The organism is Plantactinospora sp. WMMC1484 (assembly GCF_049315195.1).
GTDB lineage: Bacteria > Actinomycetota > Actinomycetes > Mycobacteriales > Micromonosporaceae > Plantactinospora.
On record NZ_CP186055.1, the window covers coordinates 511,900 to 532,553 of the forward strand.

15 protein-coding genes and 1 pseudogene are annotated in these 20,654 nt (G+C 72.7%); 6 read left to right on the plus strand and 10 right to left on the minus strand.

Annotated elements, in window-relative coordinates; translation table 11 throughout:
• Positions 1 to 13: 13 nt before the first annotated feature.
• Positions 14 to 1,045: a potassium channel family protein gene (locus tag ACN28C_RS02250; protein WP_422771957.1), complete on the minus strand. Its 1,032-nt coding sequence runs from the start codon at positions 1,043 to 1,045 to the stop codon at positions 14 to 16.
• Positions 1,046 to 1,344: 299 nt separating this feature from the next.
• On the opposite strand from ACN28C_RS02250, the gene ACN28C_RS02255 reads away from it, so the two are divergent.
• From ACN28C_RS02255 to ACN28C_RS02265, 3 genes are all read left to right on the plus strand, one after another.
• Positions 1,345 to 1,587, plus strand: coding sequence for a hypothetical protein (locus ACN28C_RS02255; RefSeq protein WP_422771958.1), 243 nt, complete (start codon positions 1,345 to 1,347; stop codon positions 1,585 to 1,587).
• A gap of 204 nt (positions 1,588 to 1,791) precedes the next feature.
• The gene (locus ACN28C_RS02260; protein ID WP_422771959.1) at positions 1,792 to 3,483 is read left to right on the plus strand and encodes a glycoside hydrolase family 10 protein; all 1,692 of its coding nucleotides are present in this window, start codon (positions 1,792 to 1,794) and stop codon (positions 3,481 to 3,483) included.
• Between the two features lie 226 nt (positions 3,484 to 3,709).
• Positions 3,710 to 4,261, plus strand: coding sequence for a phospholipase (locus tag ACN28C_RS02265; RefSeq protein WP_422771960.1), 552 nt, complete (start codon positions 3,710 to 3,712; stop codon positions 4,259 to 4,261).
• A gap of 389 nt (positions 4,262 to 4,650) precedes the next feature.
• Here the strand turns inward: ACN28C_RS02265 and ACN28C_RS02270 are convergent, their stop codons facing one another.
• Positions 4,651 to 6,324: a S8 family serine peptidase gene (locus ACN28C_RS02270; RefSeq protein ID WP_422771961.1), complete on the minus strand. Its 1,674-nt coding sequence runs from the start codon at positions 6,322 to 6,324 to the stop codon at positions 4,651 to 4,653.
• A 122-nt stretch (positions 6,325 to 6,446) separates the two neighbouring features.
• Positions 6,447 to 7,493 carry an SDR family NAD(P)-dependent oxidoreductase gene (locus ACN28C_RS02275; protein WP_422771962.1) on the minus strand — a complete coding sequence of 349 codons (1,047 nt, stop codon included), beginning with the start codon at positions 7,491 to 7,493 and terminating at the stop codon, positions 6,447 to 6,449.
• 106 nt (positions 7,494 to 7,599) lie between these two features.
• On the opposite strand from ACN28C_RS02275, the gene ACN28C_RS02280 reads away from it, so the two are divergent.
• Complete coding sequence (locus tag ACN28C_RS02280; protein ID WP_422771963.1) at positions 7,600 to 8,244, plus strand: TetR/AcrR family transcriptional regulator; 645 nt, start codon at positions 7,600 to 7,602, stop codon at positions 8,242 to 8,244.
• Positions 8,245 to 8,347: 103 nt separating this feature from the next.
• On the opposite strand, the gene ACN28C_RS02285 is transcribed toward ACN28C_RS02280, so the two are convergent.
• Both ACN28C_RS02285 and ACN28C_RS02290 read right to left on the minus strand, forming a co-directional pair.
• Positions 8,348 to 11,185 (minus strand): ATP-binding protein, encoded by a 2,838-nt coding sequence (locus tag ACN28C_RS02285; RefSeq protein WP_422771964.1) that lies wholly within the window; start codon positions 11,183 to 11,185, stop codon positions 8,348 to 8,350.
• Between the two features lie 222 nt (positions 11,186 to 11,407).
• Positions 11,408 to 11,635, minus strand: coding sequence for an FmdB family zinc ribbon protein (locus ACN28C_RS02290; RefSeq protein ID WP_421496816.1), 228 nt, complete (start codon positions 11,633 to 11,635; stop codon positions 11,408 to 11,410).
• A gap of 38 nt (positions 11,636 to 11,673) precedes the next feature.
• On the opposite strand from ACN28C_RS02290, the gene ACN28C_RS02295 reads away from it, so the two are divergent.
• Entirely contained in the window at positions 11,674 to 13,221 is a 1,548-nt protein-coding gene (locus tag ACN28C_RS02295) for a lytic murein transglycosylase (RefSeq protein WP_422771965.1), read from the plus strand.
• 72 nt (positions 13,222 to 13,293) lie between these two features.
• Complete coding sequence (locus ACN28C_RS02300) at positions 13,294 to 14,316, plus strand: GNAT family N-acetyltransferase (RefSeq protein WP_422774936.1); 1,023 nt, start codon at positions 13,294 to 13,296, stop codon at positions 14,314 to 14,316.
• Positions 14,317 to 14,407: 91 nt separating this feature from the next.
• Here the strand turns inward: ACN28C_RS02300 and hemB are convergent, their stop codons facing one another.
• From hemB to ACN28C_RS02325, 5 genes and pseudogenes are all read right to left on the minus strand, one after another.
• Complete coding sequence (gene hemB, locus ACN28C_RS02305) at positions 14,408 to 15,391, minus strand: porphobilinogen synthase (RefSeq protein ID WP_422771966.1); 984 nt, start codon at positions 15,389 to 15,391, stop codon at positions 14,408 to 14,410.
• 176 nt (positions 15,392 to 15,567) lie between these two features.
• Entirely contained in the window at positions 15,568 to 17,148 is a 1,581-nt protein-coding gene (locus ACN28C_RS02310) for a uroporphyrinogen-III synthase (RefSeq protein ID WP_422771967.1), read from the minus strand.
• Positions 17,145 to 18,134: a hydroxymethylbilane synthase gene (gene hemC / locus ACN28C_RS02315; protein WP_422771968.1), complete on the minus strand. Its 990-nt coding sequence runs from the start codon at positions 18,132 to 18,134 to the stop codon at positions 17,145 to 17,147. Before hemC ends, ACN28C_RS02310 begins: the two co-directional genes overlap by 4 nt.
• Before the next feature lie 161 nt (positions 18,135 to 18,295).
• A pseudogene (locus tag ACN28C_RS02320) lies at positions 18,296 to 19,621 on the minus strand (glutamyl-tRNA reductase); the annotation flags it as partial.
• Entirely contained in the window at positions 19,618 to 20,496 is an 879-nt protein-coding gene (locus tag ACN28C_RS02325) for a redox-sensing transcriptional repressor Rex (RefSeq protein ID WP_422771969.1), read from the minus strand. The gene ACN28C_RS02325 and the pseudogene ACN28C_RS02320, both read right to left, overlap by 4 nt.
• Positions 20,497 to 20,654: the final 158 nt, after the last annotated feature.

Consider the following 20,654-nt stretch of genomic DNA (forward strand, 5'->3'; position numbering starts at 1 on the left):
ACCGACGGGGGCGTCAGCGGTTCTGGTCGGCGGGACTGACGGGACTGCTGGCGGCGCGGTCGTCACGGACGTACACCAGCATGTCGCCGGTCTCGATGGCGGTGGCCGCCTGATCGGAGAGCGAGACCACCTTCCCCCGCCGGACCAGGGCGATGACCAGTGACTCCAGTTTGCGGGGCGAGACGCCGACCTCGTTGCGGGTGGCCGAGCGCATCGCCAGCGCCATCCCCTGCCCGGGGGTGAGCAGGTCCTCCACGACGTCGATCAGGGGCGGCGCCGAGGTGGAGACGCCGAGCAACCGGCCGGCGGTGGCCGACGAGACGATGACGTGGTGCGCCCCGCTCTGCCGCAGCAGCGGCGCGTTCTCGGCCTCGCGTGCGGCGGCGATGATCCGGACCTGGCCGGCGGTGAGCTGCCGGACGGTCAGGGTGACCAGCACCGAGACCTCGTCGCTGTCGGTGGCGATGATCACGGACTTCGCGTGCCGGACGTGCGCCTCGTTCAGCGTGGACGACCGGGTCGCGTTTCCCTCGACCACCACCAGGCCGGCCGAGGTGGCCTGCCGGACCGCCGCCGGGTTGCGCTCGACGACGAGGATCCGCCGCTTCTCGAAGCCGGTCTCGAGCAGTGCGGAGATCGCGCTGCGGCCCTTGGTGCCGTAGCCGCAGATGATGACGTGGTCCTTCACGGTCCTCCTCCACCGCGTCAAGCGGAGGTTGGTGCGGTACTGCTCGGTCAGGACTTCCAGGGTGGTGCCGACCAGGATGATCAGGAAGAGCACCCGGGCCGGGGTGACCACCAGGACGTTGGTCAGCCGAGCGCCCCTGGTCACCGGCGTGATGTCGCCGTATCCGGTGGTGGAGAGGGAGACCACCGCGTAGTAGAAGGAGTCGAGGAGGGTGATCCCGTCCTCGTTGAGGTCACGGTAGCCGTCCCGGTCGAGGTAGACCACTGCGACGATCAACAGTACGAGGCCGATCGCGGCGGCCAGCCGCTGGCTCAACGCCCGCAGCGGCCCCCGGTGGATGGCGGGAAAGTGGATCATCGCCCACCCTGCCTCATCGCTACCCCCGCCCGCACGCCCACAACATAGCGCGGATCATCGCACCGGGTCGGCCGGCCGACCGTATCGGGGGCGGCCCATTCCGACCAGCGCCAGGACCAGCGGCGGGACCGCCCGGACGGCGCCGGGATGCGGGCCGGCGCCCGGCCATGCATCGAGCTGAAATTTTGGTGCGATGCGTTGCGCTGGGTACCGCCGAATTAGCACGCTGTGACGTCAGATGCGGTCATTCGCCCCACCGACCGCCGCGTTCGACAGAGCCTGCGCCGCCTGGAGGTGCCGTGACCACGCTGCCCGCTCTCCCCCATCTGGCCGCCGGCACCATACTCGAGCTGCGCAAGGAGGACTGGCGGTACGGTGGGCACCCACTCCGGCTCCGCGTGGAGCAGGTCCGGCACGACATCTCCCACTACTACCGGGAGGAGTGGGTCTGGATCGTCGGCGAACGACTCGACGCCGACGGTGCGGCACAGGGCCGGATCGAGGCACTGGTCCGGGTCGCCGCACTGGTGGGGGCCGGCTGAGAGGGCACGACCGGGCAGACCGGCCGGGAAAAGGGGCCCGGGAACCGTACGGCCCAACGCCGATGGTCGATCGACGGCTTGCGCCCCGTGCGCCGGTGTGAAAATTTCCTTCCAGCGACATAAGCACGTCGGTACAAAGCGCCGACAGCGCGCCGCCGTGCCCATCGCCCACCCCCCGGGGAGCCCAACGAAGGGACGCACCGCATGAAGCCATATCGGCTCGCAGCCGCCGGGCTGGCCGTAGCGCTGCTCGGTTCGCTCGCTGCCGCCACACCCGCGAACGCCACGCCCACGCGCACGGTCACGCACACGGCCACGGCCACGGCCGCATCCACGCTGACCACCCTATCCGCCGGCACCGGCTGCGCGACCGACGCCACCACCCCGAAACGACAGTTCCGGGCGATGTGGATCGCGAGCGTGGTCAACATCGACTGGCCGACCAGGGAGTCGTACACCGCACCGGACCGGATCGCGGCCCAGCAGGCGGAGTACCGCGGCTGGCTCGACCTGGCCCAGCGACTCAACCACAACGCCGTGGTCGTGCAGGTCCGGCCGACCGCCGACGCCTTCTGGCCGTCGCCGTACGAGCCGTGGTCGGAGTACCTGACCGGAACGCGCGGCCAGGACCCGGGCTGGGACCCGCTGGCGTACCTGGTCGCCGAGGCGCACCGACGGAACCTGGAGTTCCACGCCTGGTTCAACCCGTACCGGATCTCCATGCCGGACGGTGCCGGCGCCGACATCGACAAGCTGGCCCCGGGACATCCGGTGCGCCAGCACCCGGAGTGGGCCGTCGCCTACCCGGCCAACGCGGCCGGGTCCCGGCTCTACTACGACCCGGGCATCCCGGAGGTACGCCAGTTCGTCCAGACCGCCATGCTCGACGCGGTCCGCCGCTACGACATCGACGGAGTGCACTTCGACGACTACTTCTACCCCTACCCGGCGGCCGGGCAGGACTTCGCCGACCAGGCCACCTTCGAGCGGTACGGCGCCGGCTTCGCCAGCAAGGCGGACTGGCGGCGGCACAACATCGACCTGCTCGTCCAGGAGATGGGCCAGCGGATCAAGGCGGTCAAGCCCTGGGTGAAGTTCGGAATCAGCCCCTTCGGCATCTGGCGGAACGCCGCCGCCGACCCGCTCGGCTCGGAGACCAACGGCACGCAGTCGTACGACGCCAACTTCGCCGACACCCGCAAGTGGGTGAAGGAGGAGTGGATCGACTACATCGTGCCGCAGGTCTACTGGAACATCGGTTTCACGGTGGCCGACTACGCCAAGCTGGTGCCGTGGTGGTCGGAGGTGGTCGCCGGCACCCGGGTGCAGCTCTACATCGGGCAGGCCGACTACAAGATCGGTGATCCGGCGCAGCCGGCGCCCTGGCAGGACCCAGCCGAGATGTCGAAGCACCTCGCGTTCAACCGGGACCACCCGGAGGTCGACGGCAACATCCACTTCAGCGCGGTGCAGGTCCGGGCGAACAAGCTCGGCGCCACCGACATCTACGCGGCCGAGCACTACTCCCGGCCCGCGCTGATCCCGACCATGCCCCACCTCCCGGCGAAGCCGCTGATGTTCCCGGTGCTGACCGGCGCCACCCGGCAGGCCGACGGGGTGAAGCTGCGCTGGCGGCAGCCGGTCGACGGGTTCGGGCCGTTCGCCCGGGCGACCTCGTACGCGATCTACCGCTTCGACGGGATCGACCTCCCCGGCGCCTGCGGCTACGCCGACGCCGGCAATCTGGTCGGCACCGTCCGGGCGACCGGCAGCTCGGTGCAGTCCTGGCTGGACGGCAGCGCCGAGCCCGGCCGGCGCTACAGCTACTACGTGACCGCGCTCGACCGGCTGGCCAACGAGAGCCGGCCGAGCCCCCCGTGGTTCGTCCTGCGCTGACGAGCCGGACCGACCGGCGCTGATCACCGTGAAGGCTCCGAGGGGGTACGCCACCTCGGAGCTTTCGCCTGTTCTGGCGCCTGTCAACGAAAATAAAGGTCCGATAGAGATCGGCAGGCGACGATTCCCCGAGACTGGTCACCACGTAGATCACCTACCCGGTGACCTGCTCCGTCCCGCCCTGGGCCGCCCCACGAGGGAGCCCTCTCCTCCGGAGGTAACCGCCTTGTCCCGTCGCCTGCTGACCACCCTGACCGCCGGTACGTTCGCCGTACTGGTGCTCCTCGGCTTCGCCGCGCCCGCCTCGGCCGCGGTGACGCCCGCACAGAAGCTCTCCGTGCTGTCGAGCTGGACCCAGACCAGCGCCAGCAGCTACAACTCCTGGAACTCCGCCCGCACGAACCAGGGTGCCTGGGCCGAGTACGCCTTCAACTGGTCCACCGACTACTGCTCGTCCAGCCCGGACAACCCGCTCGGGTTCAACTTCGAGCTCTCCTGCTACCGGCACGACTTCGGTTACCGCAACTACAAGGCGATGGGCCAGTTCGACCCGAACAAGGCTCGCCTGGACAGCGCTTTCTACGAGGACCTGCAGCGGGTCTGCGCGACGTACAACTCGTTCGTGCGCCCGGCCTGCTACAGCCTGGCCTGGACCTACTACCAGGCGGTGCGGATCTTCGGCTCGGTGGTCGTTGCCCAGGCGGACCTGGACAAGGCCGCCAAGCTCAAGGCCGACGGTGAGCGCCGGGCGGCAGCGGCCGGGGTCTCCCTCCGCTGATTCCCACGTCGCGGGTCTGATCCCGCCGGGACCGGCGCCGATTGCCGTCGGCGCCGGTCCCGAGCTGGTTCCGGGCCGGTTCCGGGCGATGTCGAGGCGCGGTTTCGCCCAGCCGAGGAACCTCACATACATCCTCGCCGGGTCGGGACCGGGCTCAGGACTGAGTTGTCGGTGATCCGCCATTGCCGCCTGAAGCCCCGGACATGACGCAGGAGGAGTGGGGCGCGCACGATCAAGCTTCGCCGACGCACGTCAGCTCGGTGGTGCGAGCCGGCCCACGTCCCCGGGCCGGTGCAGACCGAGGCGTACGCGCGGACGACGTTGGCGGGAGCCGGCCGGTCAGGCCCGGCTCCCGCCTCAGGTCGTGCCGATCACCGTCCGCCGCCTGTCTACAGCGGCTTCGTCACCGCCGCGTACGCGTCGATGATGCCGTGCCCGTAGAAGCCGTTGAAGTTGCGACCGCCCGCGCAGAAGGCGTCGAACTCCGCCGGCCGGCCCACGTCGGTGTAGCTGACGAGGCGCGGCGTCGGGCAGGCACGCTCGCTGGCCGTCCGGTAGAGGTGCTTCTCCACCCGGTCCGGCGCCAGGGTCAACCCGCCGCGTCCACGGTCGGGCTTGCCGTACCTGCTGACAATCAGCGCGGCCACACCGGCGGCGTGCGGCGACGCCATCGAGGTGCCCTGCAGGTAGGTGTAGTACCCGCACTCCCCGTTGCGCCGGCAGTCCTTGAAGACGGCGCCCTCGGAGTCCGGCAGGATGTTGCCGTCCTCGTCGACCGCCCCCTCCTCCTGGAGGACGTGCAGCGGGTACGTGGACAGAATCATGTTCGCGTCGGTCTGGAAGCTGTCGGTGCCCAACCCGTCGCGGTACCACCCACCCGGTGCCGCGACCGAGATCTGCTCGGTGCCGTAGTTGGAGAAGTCGGACTTGCGCCCCGACGGCCCCAACGCCGACACCCCGATCACGTGCGGGCCCTCCACCGGCAGGTCCCAGCAGCTGTCGTTGTCGATCGGCCGGGGGTACGGATCGGCGCCGTAGTCCGGGCTGCTCGTGTCGGTACGCGGTGCCCCGAGGTCCTCGTGGTTGTTGCCGAGCGCGCCGACCAGCGTCACCCCGTGGTTGTGGGCGTAGGTCAGCGCGCGCCGCATCGCCTTGATGATTGCCCGCTGTTCCGCCTGGGCGGCCGGTGAATCGGCCGGGTTGGCGACGCAGTTGTAGAGCCAGGGGTCGACGTAGAAGGACATGTTCACCACGTCCAGCCCCGCCTTGCCCGCGTAGACCAGGGCGTTGACGACCGGTTCGAGGAAGAAGTAGCCCGAGTCCTGGCCGCCCTTCAGCTCCACCAGGGTCACCTGCGGTGCGATGCCCGAGACGCCGAAGCCGTTGGCGGCGGCGCCGATCGTGCCGGCCACGTGCGTGCCGTGCCCGTTGTCGTCGGTGCCGACCGGGTCCACGCAGCTCGGCACCTCGCACGGGCCGTCGACATCCTCCCGGTCGGGGGCGAAGTTGCGCGAGAGGGACCAGCTGAAGCGGGGCGCGAGGTCGGGGTGGCTACCATCCACACCGGTGTCCAGCACGCCGACGGTGACGCCCCGGTCACCGGGCTCGACCTTGCGGGACCTGTCGGCCCGGATCATCTCCAGACCCCAGAGCTTGTCGTCCAAGGGGTCCATCCGGGCGCCACGCCTGGCGGTGCCGCCCCGGGACGCGCCGGTGCGGTCCAGCAGGTTCTCCTGCTCCACCCGGTCCAGCACGGGTTTGCGACCGATCGCCTTCTGCTCCGCCGCCCCGATCAGGGCACCGGCGGCCGTGGCCTTTGCCGCGAAGTCGGGCCGGTCGCTGACGACCCGGAAAACGCCGACGTCGTCGATCCGCGACACGACCGATCCGCCGGCGGCGACGATGGCGTCGACGGCCGCGGCGGCGGAGACGCCGTCCTCTGCCACCACGGTGAACTCTCTGCTGCCGGCCGGTGCCGCGGTGGTCGGGGTCACCGGTACCGTCAACGTGAAGGCCAGCGCCGCCGAGATCGCGGCGGCTCCGGCGGTGAGTCGTCTACTCACGACACAAGATCCTCTCGTCGTCGAGAAACATGAAGACGATTCTCACCTCAAAGAGGACCTTTGCAATAGTCAACTCAGGCGCCTGATCATTTTGGCACGGTCGACGCCGGCGCCTGCCGTGTTCAGTCGAGGACCTCCCGTGGCCTGTCGGCAGCCCCCGGGGCGCCGACAGGCCCGACCGGGGCGGCGGGCTGTCCGGCCACCGGGGCGGCGAGCTGCGCGACCGCCGGGAACGCTGGGACATCGACCTGCGCGGCGTCCGGGACGTCGAGATAGGCGACGCCGGTGGCGGCCTGGGACACGGTCCAGAGCCGTGCGGCGAGCCCTCGATCGGTCGCCGGCGCGACCAGCGGGCGGGTGTGGACCCGGCTGTCCCAGCGGTACGCCGACGGTCCGTACAGGACACCGGGGTGAGCGTCGGGGCTGGTGGCGGCGTAGAGCAAGGGGATCGTGCCCCGCTCGGGGCTCCGCGCCAGCAGCAGCCCGCCGAGCCGGGTCACCAGCCACTTCGCCGGGGTCAGATCGTGGTCCTGCATGGGGGTACGGGCCATCCCCGGGTGGGCCAGCAGGCTGCGTACCGGGCTGCCGGAGCGGCGCAACCGGCGATCGAGTTCGACGCCGAAGATGACGTTCGCCTGCTTGGCGCGGATGTACCGGACTCCGGACGAGGCGGTCAGCTCGCCTGCGAGGTCGGCCGGATCGGAGCGGCGCAGCATGTGGTAGAGGCCGGAGCCGACGGTGACCACCCGGGGGTCGCGATCCGGACGGAAGAGCGGCAGCAGCAGGCCGGTCAGAGCGAAGTGCCCGAGGTGGTTGGTGGCGAGCACCGGCTCGTACCCCGCCGGGGTGGGCCCGTCCCGCCGCGTGCCGCTGGTGCCGGCGTTGTTGAGCAGCAGGTCGATCCGGAGTCCCTCGGCGCGCAGGCCGGCGGCGAAGGCGCGGACCGACTCCAGGTCGGCAAGATCGAGACGGCGTACCAGCAGGTCACCGTCGAGCTCGGCGCGAACCCGCTCCCCCTTCGCGACGTCCCGAACAGCCATGATCACAGTCGCTCCACGGCCGGCGAGCCGGGCGGCCGCGACCAGGCCCAGCCCGCTGCTGGCGCCGGTGATCACGGCGGTCCGGCCGGTCTGGTCCGGCATCTGGTCGGGGGTCCAGGCAGTGGACATGCGCACCTCCGGTCGGTTTCAGCGGATGAACTATCCGCTCACCTGTCACAGGCTAGCACAATCGGATAATTAATCCGCCAGTAGCGGATGGAATATCCTCGTACTCGTGGTCAGCTCACCGAACCCACCCGCCCAGCCCGCTTCCCCCGTCGAACCCGGCGCTCCGGTCGAGCCGCTCCGGGCCGATTCCGCCCGGGTCCGGGCCCGGATGCTCGCCGCCGCCCGGGAGCGTCTGGCCGCCGGCGACCTCGACCTGCCGATGAATGCGATCGCCAAGGCGGCCGGGACCGGCGTCGGCACCGTCTACCGGCACTTTCCCAGCCGCCAGGCACTGCTGGAGGCGCTGGCCACCGAGAATCTCACCCGGCTCGTGGCCGCCGCCGAGCGCGCCGCGGCCGAGCCCGACATCGCCGCCGGCCTGGCCGACCTGCTCCGGGCCGCCGTCGCGCAGCAACGCGCCGACCCGGCGCTCGGACCGGTGCTGGCCGCGCCGGGGCCCACCCGACCCGAGACCGCGGCGCTGAGCCGGGCCCTGGCCGGCGCCCTCGACCTGCTGCTGGCGCGGGCACGGTCTGCCGGGGTGATCCGGCCCGATCTCACCGCCGACGACCTGCGGGCGCTCTTCTGCGGGCTCAGCCACGCCCTTGAGATCACCGGCGACGCCGGCACGGACCGCTACCTCGACGTCCTGCTCACCGGGTTACGGGTCCACGACGGGCGTCACGGCCGGCGCGGCCGCCAGGACGGGTAGGGCGGGTAGGGCGGGTAGGGCGGGTAGGGCGGATGGTGGCGCGAAACCACGCGCCCCGGCGACGGTAAGCGCCCGGCGACGGTAAGCGCCCGGCGACGGAGGGTCAGTCGAGTACGTCCCGAGGAGCATCGGCGGCCTGTCGGGGTCGGGGGCGCGGAGCCGGCGGCTCGACCCGGGTGAACCGGACGGAGTCGGCGGAGAGGTCGGGGTGCTCCACCTCCAGGGCCACGGCCGCCGCCTCCTCCAGGGTCAGGTCGGCGCCGGCCGCGTACGCGGCGTCGAAGGCCGCATCGCCCATCAGCGCCCGCAGCGCGGCCTGCTCCTGGAGCCAGTACGCCCCGAAGGTGCCCGGGGTGCAGCGCATCGCCGATCGGGTGAGCTGGGCCGCGCCGAAGAGCCGGGCGGCCGATCTCGGGTCGCCGCCCCGGGCACAGCGCACCGCGATCGCGTTCACCGTGTCGCAGGCCCGGGCGAGGTAGCCGTAGCTCATCCGCGACCGCAACGCGACGACCAGGTGGTCGTGCGCGGCGACCAGGTCGCCCCGGGCCAGTGCCACCATGCCGAGCAGCATGTCGACGGAGCGCTTGCCGCGCTCGGTGGGCCGGGCCGCCTCCACCGGCCGGGCCGCGCCGAGCAGCTCGGCCGCCTCGTCCAGGGCGTCCCGGCGCCAGAGCAACTCGGCCAGGCTGTAGACGGCCAGCAACGCGTCCCCGGTCACCCCCTCCGCCTCGGCCTCGGCGATCACCTCCCGGCACACCCGCTCGGCCTCGGCGAACTGTCCCATGTCGATCAGCGGCGCGGCCCGGCCGGCGAGTACCCGGATCAGCAGGCCGGCGTCGCCGGCCTGCCGGGCGGCCGACTCGGCCCGCTGCGAGAAGCGCAGCTCCTCGGCGAACTCACCGTCCGCGCCGGCATGCTGCGAGTGCATGTGGTACGCCGCCGCCAGCTCCGCCTCCGGGATCTGCTCGCCGGTCTCGGCGATCCGGCCGTAGAGCCGGAACAGCCACAACCGCCCCTCCCGGGCAAGCCCGCGCTCCCGCCACCACTCGTCCAGCCCGCTGGTCAGTTGCAGCCCCTGCCGGGCGCTGCCGCCGGTGACCGTCCAGCGCAGGGCGGCCCGCAGCTCGTCGGCGAGCGGGTCGAGGGCGTAGAGGGAGAGGGTGACCGGCCGATCGTCCGGGCCGAGACAGGCCCGCTGCAGCGCGTGCAGGGACCAGGCCACGTGCCGGTCCCGGGCGGTCTGCTCCTCCCCCGCGTCGACCAGCCGGCGCGCCGCGTACGCCCGGATGGGGTCGAGCATCCGGTAGGTGCTGCCGGAGACGTTCGGCTCCGCCTGGATCATCGACTTGTCGACCAGCACCGACAGCGGATCGAGCGGGTCGTCGTTGAGCAACCACTCCACGGTGGCCAGGTCGACCGGACCGGAAAAGACCGCGAGCCAGCGCAGCAGCCGGGCCGCCCGGGGGCCGAGCGTCCGGTACGACCAGGTGACCGTCGCCTGCATGGTGACGTGCCGCTGGGTGGCCGAGCGCTGCACCGCCCGGGCACCGACCGGCGGCGCCACCCCCCGGGCCGCCGCGGCAAGATCTACGGTGTCCTGCTGGTTGGCGCTCCAACTTCGGCCCGGCACTGCCGGCACCGGCTCCACGTCGTCCCGGCCCGCGTCGAGGGCGCCGAGCACGTCGTCCAGGCGCTCGGCGAGCTGGCTGGCGGAGAGCACCCGCAGCCGGGCGGCGGCGAGTTCGATCGCCAACGGCAGTCCGTCGAGCCGGGTGACAACCCGTTGCAGGTCGGCCGATTCGGCCGGACCGGCCCGGCGCCCGCCCCGGGCCGCGGTGGTGCGGTCGAGCAGCAGGGTCACCGCCTCGCTCGGACCGCCGCCGGGCGCCGGTTCGACCGAGAGCGGCGGGATCCGCCAGATCACCTCACCGGGCAGCCCGAGTGACTCGCGGCTGGTGGCCAGCACCCGTACGCCGCTGCCGCCGGCGAGCAGCCGGGAGATCACGTCGGCGCAGGCGGCGGGCTGGGCGTCGCAGGTGTCCAGCACCACCAGCATTCGCCGGGGGGCGGCGAACTCGACAAGCGTCTCCAGCATCGGCCGCCCGGGCTCGGGGCGCAGCCCGAGGACCGCCGCGACCGCGAAGGCGACCAGGCCGGGGTCGGTCACGGTGGCGATGTCGACGAACCAGACCCCGTCCGGGTACGACTCGACCAGCCCACCGGCCAACTCGACCGCCAGCCGGGTCTTGCCGGCGCCACCGGCACCGACCACCGTCACCAGGCGGTGGGAGTCGATGAGCAGGTCCAGCTCGTCGCGTTCCGCCCTGCGGCCGACGAACGAGGTGACCTGGGTCGGCAGGTTGTGCGGGATGGCGTCGGCGGTCCGGGGGCGGGGGAACTGGCGTTCCAGGCCGGGGGCGACGAGCTGGAAGAGGCGCTCCCGGTCGTCGAAGCCGCGCAGCCGGTGCAGACCGAGATCGAGCAGGGAGGCGCCGGGCGGCAGCGGCGCGGCGTACCGGGCGGTGGCACCGGAGCAGAGCACCTGGCCGCCGTGCGCGGCCGCGGCGATCCGGGCGGCCCGGTGCACCTCGGCACTGGCGTACTCGCCGTCGCGCGGTTCGGCGTGGCCGGTGTGCAGTCCCATCCGGACCCGGGGGGTGGCCTCCGGAGTCGGCCAGTCGTGGTTCGCCAGCGCGCGTTGCGCGGCCAGCGAGGCGTCGAGGGCAGAGGAGGCGTCACCGAAGGCGACGAAGAACGAGTCTCCCTCGGTGAAGAGCTCGGTCCCGTCGCTGGCGGCCAGGGTGGCCCGCAGCAGCCGCCGATGTTCGCTGAGCACCGGCCGGTAACCCGGACCGAGCATCTGGGCAAGCCGGGTGGAGCCCTCGATGTCGGTGAACATGAATGTCACCAACCCGCTCGGCAGGTGGATCCGTGCTGACATGCGTGGAACCTCCCGCCCCCTGGAAGTCGCGTTCATGCTGCCGCATATTCACGGGTTGGCCCATCGTAGAAACGGACGGCGCGACCCCGTACCAAGGTGCTAACCGGGGACTGTGCCACGAAACCGACATCACGGTCACGAGCTGTCCTCAGGTGTCCGGGCGGGAGGGGCCGGCTCCGGACAGCCGGTTACGGCTTCAGCAGCCGCCAGCCGGTTACGGCTTCAGCAGCCACAGCCTCCGCCGCAGCAGCCGCCACCGGCGGGGGCGACCGGCGCCGCGCCCGGGGCGGGACCGCCCGCACCGCGACCGGTGAAGGCGACCGTCGACAGTAGCTTGACGGTGTCGTCGTGCCCCTGAGGGCAGGACGCCGGAGCCGAGGCCTCGGCCATCGGCCGGTTCATCTCGAATGTGTCGCCGCAGGCGCGGCAACGGAACTCGTACCGGGGCATACCAACAGCGTACGACCAGACCTGACGTTCGACGGTCGATGGGTAATACTCGACGGGTGGCGGAGCACGACAAGACTTCCGGGACGCGACCACTGCGGCCTGCGGTGCCCGTCTACGACGGCCCGCTGGCCAGTTCGGGTGCCGCTCCCGAGCCGGATCTGGATCGGCCGTCGGCCACCGTGCCGCGCCCGCGTGCCGAGGCCGACCCCCTCCTGCCGAGCACCGGCCCGGAGCAGGTCCCGACGACCCCCGAACCCGAGCCGGCCACCACGACCCCGGAACCCGAGGCCGCCACCGAACCCGCAGAGCCGGCCACCGAACCCGGAGAACCGGCGCCCGAGCCCGCAGCGGAACCGACCGGCACGGTCGGAACCGGGCCGGCGACTGCCGCCGAGCTGGCGACGGCCGGCGAGCCGGAGGCGGCCGGCGAACCCGAGGCGGCCGGCGAACCCGAGGCGGAGGCGCCGACGCCCGGCGAACCCGAGGCGGCCGGCGAACCCGAGGTGGAGCCGGCGACGCCCGGCGAACCCGAGGCGGAGGCGGCCGACAAACCCGAGCCGGAGCCCGGGGACAAACCCGAGCCGGAGGCGGCCGGCAGTCCCGGCGGACCGGGCGACACCGTGATCGACCTCGACGTACCGGCGACCGTGCCGCCAGCCGGCCGGAGGCGGCGGATCCGGGTCCCGTTCGCGCATGCGGCCTCCCGCTGGCCCTCGCGGCAGGCGGTCCGGGACTGGTCCCGGCGGCCGAGTGGCCGGCTCACCCTGCCGGCGCTGCTGCTCTTCGCGCTGGTCGCCGTGACCGGCGCGGCCGGCGCCTTCCTGCTCCCGGCGACCGCCCGGGAGACCCCTCCGGTGGAGGCGGGTGCGGCGACGAGCCTGCCGCCGGTCGAGCCGACCCTGCCCGGCCTGCCGCCCACCGGTCCGGACGGGCTCTCCTCCGGGCTGCCGAGTCCGCCACCGTTCGGCACGCCCAGCGGCGTGCCGGCGCCGCCCTGGAACGCCACCGGGGGCCGCCCCTCCGACGTACTCGCCGGCTGGGCCGGTCGGATCGGACCGCGGGTCGGGGTTCCCGCAACGGCGATGCAGGCGTACGGCTACGCCGAGATGAGGCTCGCCCAGTCCACGCCCGGCTGCCAGCTCCGCTGGACCACCCTTGCCGCGATCGGCCAGGTGGAGTCCGGGCACGGTCGGGCGAACGGTGCGGTGCTGGGCACGAACGGGATAGCCGCCCCGGACATCATCGGCCTGCCGCTGGACGGCAACGGCGGCCGGATGCGGATCATGGACACCGAGGACGGCCAGCTCGACGGGGACGCCACCTACGACCGGGCGGTCGGTCCGATGCAGTTCATCCCGACCACCTGGGAGGAGGTCGGGGCGGACGCGGACGGCGACGGCGTCGAAAACCCGCACAGCATCGACGACGCGGCCCTTGCCGCCGGTAACTATCTGTGCAAGGGAGGCCGCAACCTGTCTGTCGCCGCCGACTGGTGGAGCGCCATCCTTTCCTACAATGACGTGCGACCATATGCCCAGTCGGTCTTCGACAACGCCAACAGGTACGGCACGGACAGTAAAACTTAGCGTAATGTACTGGACACATTGAAGAACTGGGCACTTTCGCCAGGCTGCGGTTGACGGCAAGCTAGACGGGTGATGGTGCGCGAATGGGATCCCCGGACCGCCCCGGCCGCCGAGATCGACTCGTTCCTCGACGCGATCAACGCAGTTTTCGCGGCCGACCTACCGGAGGATCCTCTGTGGGAGAACGGCATGCTCCGGGAGTACCTCTGCGAGGTGATGCCGGGCCAGCGTCGGATCTCCTGGGTCGTCCAGGATGATCCGTCCGCCGATGGTCAGCCCGGCCGCATCCTCGGCCACACCCACGTCCTGCTGCTCGGCAACATCGGCGTGCTCGAGGTGCTGGTGCATCCGGCCGCCCGGCGCCGGGGCATCGGCCGCAGGCTGATCGCCACCGCGGCCCGCCGGACCTATCAGGAGGGCTTCCTCGCCATGGGCGTGGAGGTCATCGGCGACACCCCGGCGGTCGGTTTCTACGAGGCTCTCGGTTTCGCCAGGGAGTTCGAGGAGCATCGCAGCGTGCTACGGCTCGGCACGGTCGACTGGGGCGCACTCGGCGACATGGCCCAGGGCATCGGCCCCGGATACCGGCTGGAGTTCTGCCCGGGCGGGCCGCCGGACGAGCTGATCGAGGCGTACGCCAGGGCCAAGGCCGAGTCCGCCGACGTCGACGACGGCGACCTGGACCTGCGGCCGAGTTCGCACGATCCGCAGCGGCTGCGGGACAGCCTGAACTGCCTGCACCGGCGGGGCATGAAGCCCTACATCGTCCTTGCGATCGACGACAAGACCGGTGAGGTCGCCGGCCTGACGGAGGTCGTCGTGCCGGCCCAGCACCCGACCCGGGCCGACCAGTGGGACACCATCGTCGGCCAGCAGCACCAGGGCCTCGGGATCGACCGGGCGATGAAGGCGCGGATGCTCTTCGAGTTGCGCTCGGCCGAGCCGAAGATCGCCGAGGTGCAGACCTGGAACGCGCGGAGCAACGAGGCGATGCGGGCGGTCAACGCCGACCTCGGCTTCCAGGCCGACCGGGACTGGTACGAGTACGGCGTCGACCTGGCCGAGCTGGTGCACCGGCTGGAGGCCAGCGGCTGACCGGCGACGGCCCGATACCGACCGGGGAGCGGGACCGGCCCGATACCGACCGGGGAGCGGGACCGGGAACCCGTGACGGTGCGGCGGCGGCTCAGTAGCGGTCGCGGAGCATCCGGGCCGCCTCCACCGCCCAGTAGGTGAGGATGATCTGCGCACCCGCCCGGCGGATCGAGGTCAGGGTCTCCAGGACGGCGCGTTCCCGGTCGATCCAGCCGTTGGCGGCGGCCGCCTCGACCATCGCGTATTCCCCGGAGATCTGGTAGGCGGCGACCGGCACCTCCACCTCGGCCCGGACGGCGGCGAGCACGTCGAGGTAGGGCAGGGCCGGCTTGACCATCACCATGTCGGCGCCCTCGGCGACGTCGAGGCGGACCTCGCGGAGCGACTCGCGCAGGTTGGCCGGATCCTGCTGGTAGCTGCGCCGGTCGCCCTGCAACGACGACTCCACCGCGTCCCGGAACGGGCCGTAGAACGAGGAGGCGTACTTCACCGCGTACGCCAGGATGCCGGTGTCGGCGTGCCCGGCGGCGTCCAGGGCCCGGCGGACCACCCCGACCTGACCGTCCATCATCCCGGAGGGCCCGACCACGTGCGCGCCGGCCTCGGCCTGCGCCACCCCCATCCCGGCGTACGCGGTCAGGGTGGCGTCGTTGTCGACGGTGCCGTCCGGGGCGACCAACCCGCAGTGCCCGTGCGAGGTGAACTCGTCCAGGCAGAGGTCGCTCATCACCACCGTGGCGTCGCCGACCTCGGCGATCACGTCCCGGATCCCCACGTTGAGGATGCCGTCCGGGTCGGTGCCGCCGGAGCCGGTCTCGTCCTTGCGGAGCGGCACCCCGAAGAGCATGATCCCGCCGACGCCCGCGTGCACCGCCTCGGCCGCCGCCTTGCGCAGCGACTCCCGGGAGTGCTGCACCACGCCCGGCATCGAGGCGATCGGCCTCGGCTCGGTCAACCCCTCCTTGAGGAACATCGGCAGCACCAGCTCGGCCGGGGCGACCCGGGTCTCCTCGACCAGCCGGCGGATCGCCGGAGACCGACGCAACCGGCGCGGGCGGATCTCGGGATACGACATGACCACTCCTTCACGGCCGGCCCGGCCGACGCGCGGCCCGGCGTCCGCCGGGTCGCCGGGACCGTCGGCGGCCCCGCGCCGCCCCTGGCCCCGTAACCGATGGTGCCTCAGGATCGATGGTGCCGCAGGATCGAGCGGATCTCAGCTTCAATGGTGCTACACAGATCCGACAGAGATTACCGGAACCGCAGTGCGGTCGGGCCCTGCACCTTCGAGCCCCGGCGCTGCTTGGCCGGCATCGCCGCCAGCTTCTCGCGCAGCTCCACCGCGTACGACGCCAGCGCCTCCACCAGGTCCGGCACGGAGGCGTGCGCCGGCTGGGCGTCCACCCGCAGGCCGAACTCGGTGGCCGTCTCCGCCGTCTTCGGGCCGATCACCGCCACCACCGTCCGGGCGTGCGGCTTGCCGGCGATGCCGACCAGGTTGCGCACGGTCGAGGAGGAGGTGAAGAGGACCGCGTCGAAGCCGCCGGACTTGATCGCGTCCCGGATCTCGGCCGGCGGCGGCGCCGCCCGCACGGTCCGGTAGGCGGTCACGTCGTCGACCTCCCAGCCCCGCTCGGTGAGCCCGGCGGCCAGGGTCTCGGTGGCGATGTCGGCGCGCGGCAGCAGCACCCGGCCGACCGGGTCGAGGATCTCGTCGTGCGGCGAGAACTCGGCGAGCAGCCCTTCCGAGGACTGCTCCCCGGCGGGGATCAGCTCCGGCTGGATGCCGAACGCGCGGACGGCGTCGGCGGTGGCCTCGCCGATACAGGCGATCTTGACACCGCCGAAGTGCCGGGCGTCCAGCCCGTGCTCGGCGAACTTCTCCCAGACCGCCTTGACGGCGTTGACCGAGGTGAAGATCACCCAGGCGTACCTGCCGTCGACCAGGCCCTTGACCGCCCGCTCCATCTGGGCCGGCGTACGCGGCGGCTCGACCGCGATCGTCGGCACCTCGCAGGGGATGGCGCCGTACTCCCGGAGCCGGGCGCTCATCACCCCGGCCTGCTCCTTGGTGCGCGGCACCAGCACCTTCCAGCCGTAGAGCGGGCGGTTCTCCCACCAGCTCAGCTTGTCCCGGTGCGGGACACCGGCACCGAGGGTCAGCACCACCCGGCCGGTGAAGCCGAGCGCGGCGGCGACGAAGCTGTCCACCGTCGAGGTGGTGGTGTACTGCGTCTCGCCGGTGCCGTCGCCGGTCACCGCAACCGCGGTCGAGCCGTCCACCCCGACCGCGAGCAGCCCGTCCCGGATCGCGGCCAGGTCACCGGCGTCCACCGCCAGGGCCAGCGAACCACGGCTGACCGCCGCCGCCAGCGCCTCGAAGTCCATCGCGGTGACGTCGTCGACGTCGGCGGCGGTGCGTACCCCCGAGAGCGGCACCCCGGCGTAGGTGGCGACCCCCTCGGCCTGGCCGACCCCCGGCACCACCTCGAAGTGCACGGCGGTACGCGCCACCGCCTGCACCTCCTTGACCACGGCGTCGTGCCCGAACGGGTCACCGGCGACCAGGTGCACGGCGGTCAGACCCGAGCGGGCCGCCGAGAGCAGCACCTTGGCCACGTCGCCCGGCGCCCCCTCGGCCGGGGTGAACTGGGCGTCCTCCCTGGCCTCGGCCCTGACGGCCGTCAGCAGGGCCTCGGGAACGCTGCGGTCGTATACCACCTGGTCCGCGTCGACCAGTGCGTCGTGCGCCCGGCGGGTCAGCAGACCCGGGTCGCCGGGTCCGGCCCCGACGAACGCGATGCGGCCTGCGGGCTTACGGGTGCCGATCATTCTGTAGCTCCAAAATGCTGGGTCCTCGCGCCCGATTCTCTAGGCGCCCCGAGGATCGAGTCGGCGCCGCGGTCGAGGAGTTCGGCGGCGAGCGCCTTGCCGATCTCCGTCGCCTCGGCGGGCGTACCGGTGCGGGACAGCCGGACCTCACGGGTGCCGTCCGGGCTGATCACCGCCCCGCGCAGGTAGATCTCGTCGCCGTCGTCGCCTTCGGCGAGTTCGGCGTACCCGGCGACCGGCGCACTGCAGCCGGCCTCCAGGGTGGCGAGCATTGCCCGTTCCGCGGTGACCGCGGCCCGGGTCGGGGCATGGTCGAGCGCGCCGAGCAGCTCGACCAGCTCCGCGTCGTCGAGCCGGCACTCCACCGCCAGCGCGCCCTGGGCGGGTGCCGGCAGCATCAGCATCGGGTCGAGCGTCTCGGTGATCTCCTCGGCGCGGCCCAGCCGGACCAGCCCGGCCCGGGCCAGCACCACCGCGTCGAGATCCGCCTCCGGGCCGCGTACCCGGCGCACCCGGGTGTCCACGTTGCCCCGGATGGGCACCACCGTGAGCTGGAGCCCGAGCGCGTGCAGCTGGGCGATCCGGCGCAGCGCCCCGGTGCCGACCGTGGCGCCGGGCGGCAGCTCGGCCAGGGTACGGCCGTCCCGGGCGACAAGCGCGTCGCGCGGATCCTCCCGGGGTGGCACCGCCGCGATGTGCAGCCCGGCCTGGCCGGCGGTGGGCAGGTCCTTGTAGGAGTGGACCGCGAAGTCGATCTCCCCCGCGACGAGCGCGTCGCGCAGTGCCGAGACGAAGACCCCGACGCCCAGCCGGTGCACGGGGGCGCTGGAGCGGTCGCCGGCCGTGACGACCTCGACCAGTTCGACCGCGCGGCCGGTGGCCGCGGTCAGCGCGTCGGCGACGCCCCGGGACTGGGCGAGCGCCAGCGCGCTGCCCCGGGTGCCGAGCCGGAGCGGGGCACCGGCGCCTCGCGTGCGCTCGCTCATCGTTCTCCTCCGGACTGCTGTCGGGGCACCGGGGCGCGGGAGACCGGGGCGGCGGCCCGCTCGGCCTGGCCGGGGGCGTGCTCCCCCCGCCCGCCGAGCGCTGGCCGGTCACCGAAGCCGGGCAGGTCGGCCAGGCCGGTCAACCGGTTGCCGGCCGGTACCCCGGCCAGTTCGGTCGCGGTCAACCCTGGCACGGACTCCGCCGGTGAGGTGCCCGGCACCTCGAGGTCGAAGAGTTCCCGGAGCAGGGCCGTGTACTGGTCGCCACCGGGCTCGGCGGCGAGTTGCCGGACCCGCACCGTCGGCGAGTGCAGCAGCCGCTGCACCACCCGGTGCAGGGTGTGGCTCACCTCGGCGCGCTGGTCGTCGGTGAGGTCGGGCCGGCGCTGGGCGAGTCGGCGCAGCTCGGCGGTGACCACCTCGTCGGCCCGGGCCCGCAGCGCCGCCACGGTCGGCGCGACGTCCGCGCCGCGCAGCCAGGTGAGGAACGCCTCGACCTCGGTGTCGACGATCCGGGTCACGGCCGCGGTGTCGACGGCGGCCGGGCCGACCGGCTGGGCGGCGGCCAGCCCGTCGATGTCGATCACCACCGCGCCGGGCAGCTCGGCGACCGCCGGCTCGATGTCCCGGGGTACGGCGAGGTCGAGCAGGACCAGTGGATCGGGCTGGTCGGCGCCACGCGCGCGCAGTGCCCCGGCCACGGTTTCCCGGGTGAGGACCGGTTCGATCGACGCTGTCGCGGCGACTACTATGTCCACTGTGGATAGGGCGTCGGCAAGCTCGGCGATCGGCACCGCCGTGGCGCCGTACGCCTCGGCCAGCCGGAGCGCGCGGTCGTGACCGCGATTGCTGATCCCCACCGGGCCGGCGCCCCGCTTGCCGAGGGTCGCCACGGCCAACGCACCCATCGAGCCGGCCCCGACCACCAGCGCCGGACGACCCTCGACCTGGCCGCCGAGGTGCCCGGCGGCCAGGTCGAGCGCGGCGCTGACCACGCTCTGCCCGGCCCGGTCGATGTCGGTCTCGGCGTGTGCCCGCTTGCCCACCCTGAGCGCCTGCTGCATCAGCTCGTGCAGCAGCCGGCCGGGCGCGTCGGCCTCACCCGCCGCGTGGTAGGCGTCGCGGAGCTGGCCGAGGATCTGCGCCTCGCCGACCACCATGGAGTCGAGCCCGGCGGCGACCCGGAAGGCGTGCTGGACCGCCGCCCCGTCGTAGTGCACGTAGAGGTGGTTGGCGAGCTCGGTCGGGGCGGCACCGGCGCGTCCGGCCAGCACCGCGCAGATGTCTCCCAGCCCACCGTGGAAGCCGGTGACGGCGGCGTAGACCTCGACCCGGTTGCAGGTCGAGACGACGACCGCCTCGCCGACGTAGGGCTGGGCGAGCAGCTTGGCGATCGTCTCCGGCAGCTCGCTGCCGGAGACGGCCAGCCGCTCCAGGATGGCGACCGGCGCAGTGCGGTGCGACGCACCGACGACGAGCAGGTTCATGAGCCGATCGCCTCCGCGTTCGTCGACCGGAGTGCCCCGGTGGGCGTTGCCTCGGTGGTGCCGGTGGCGGCGAGCCCACCCGGCAGCGCCGTCAGCCCTGCCGCTCCGGAGCCACCGTGGGTGGCGCCGTTCGCCGCGCCCCGCGCGGCGCCCGGCGGGGTGAGCCCGGAGCCGGCCCGGGCTGGCAGCCCGGTCAGCGCCGCCTTGCGGTGCTCGTGGAAGGAGAGGATCTGGAGCTCGATGGCGAGGTCGACCTTGCGGACGTCGACCCCGTCCGGCACCGTCAGCACGCAGGGCGCGAAGTTGAGGATGCTGGTCACCCCAGCGGCGACGAGCTGGTCGGTGACGGTCTGCGCGGCGCCGGCCGGAGTGGCGATCACGCCGATCGAGATGCCCTCCTCGGCGGCCACCTGCGGCAGCTCGTCGATGTGCCGGACGACCAGCCCGTTGATCTCCTCGCCGAGCCGTGCCGGATCCGCGTCGAAGAGCGCGGCGATCCGGAAGCCCCGGCCGGCGAAGCCCGCGTACCCGGCGAGCGCGTGACCGAGATTACCCACACCGACCAGGGCGACCGCCCGACACTGGGTGAGCCCGAGCACGAACTCGATCTGGTCGACCAGGAGGGCGACGTCGTAGCCGACGCCACGGGTGCCGTACGAGCCGAGTTGGGAGAGATCCTTGCGGAGCTTCGCCGAGTTGACCCCGGCGGCCGCCGCCAGCTCCTCGCTGGAGACCGTGTCGTTGCCGGTTTCGGCGAGATTGTGCAGGGCACGGAGGTATTCGGGGAGTCTGGCGACCGTCGCCTCGGGGAGATCCGGAAGCGCCGGCACGGCACCGGCGCGGCCGGGCGTGCCTATCGGGCGGTGCTGACTCATGCGACTCCGTGCCATGCGATCCTGGACCAGCCGGCGCGGCGGGTCACCTCGGGGCACCCGCTCGCGACCGTGGTGACCGGCTGTGCTAGCAGGGCTCGTCCGACTGCCAGAGTAGGCGCTTGTGAAGACACGCACAAATCGCGATCTTGACAGACCGC